The sequence below is a fragment of the Bacillus sp. 220_BSPC genome (assembly GCF_001054655.1).
GTDB lineage: Bacteria > Bacillota > Bacilli > Bacillales > DSM-1321 > Peribacillus > Peribacillus frigoritolerans.
In genome coordinates this window covers 282-859 of the sequence record NZ_JVPL01000209.1, presented here as the reverse complement: position 1 = coordinate 859, position 578 = coordinate 282, and the positions used below count along the sequence as shown (strand labels likewise).

Annotated in this window: 1 pseudogene (only partly in view); it reads left to right on the top strand. The window is 35.5% G+C overall.

What is annotated here, in order from left to right:
- Positions 1 to 578, top strand: a pseudogene (locus ADA55_RS16955) (IS3 family transposase) (its annotated part continues 246 nt past the right edge of the window); the annotation flags it as partial.

Sequence of the window (578 nt, the reverse complement as noted above, 5' to 3'; positions counted from 1 at the left end):
GTCTCAAGAAGTGGTTATTATAATTATTTCTCGTTGGAATCACAAGAAAGAAGAAAGCTTAGGGATAAAACAGATGAGGCCGTAAAGGAGATCATCTTAAAAGCTTTCCATTTTAAAAATCGTAAGAAAGGTGCACGTCAAATTAAAATGACTTTGGCGGGCCAATTTAATATTGTCTACAATTTGAAACGTATTCGACGAATCATGAACAAGTATGGCATTGTTTGCCCTATTAGAAAAGCAAATCCTTACAGACGAATGATGAAAGCTACAAAAGAACATCGCGTTGTACCTAACCTTCTAAACAGACAATTTAAACAAGGGGTTCCAGGAAAAGTACTCCTCACGGATATCACCTATTTACATTACGGTAAAGGAATGAGAGCCTACTTATCAGCCATTAAAGATGGTTCGACTGGAGAAATCTTAGCCTACCATTTATCAGACCGTATGACTTTAGATTTAGCTACAGATACACTCAAGAAGTTAAAGAAGAACAAAAACTTTAAAAAAGCAAAAGATGCCTTAATTCACTCAGATCAAGGTGTTCATTATACAAGTCCTATCTTTCAAAAAGC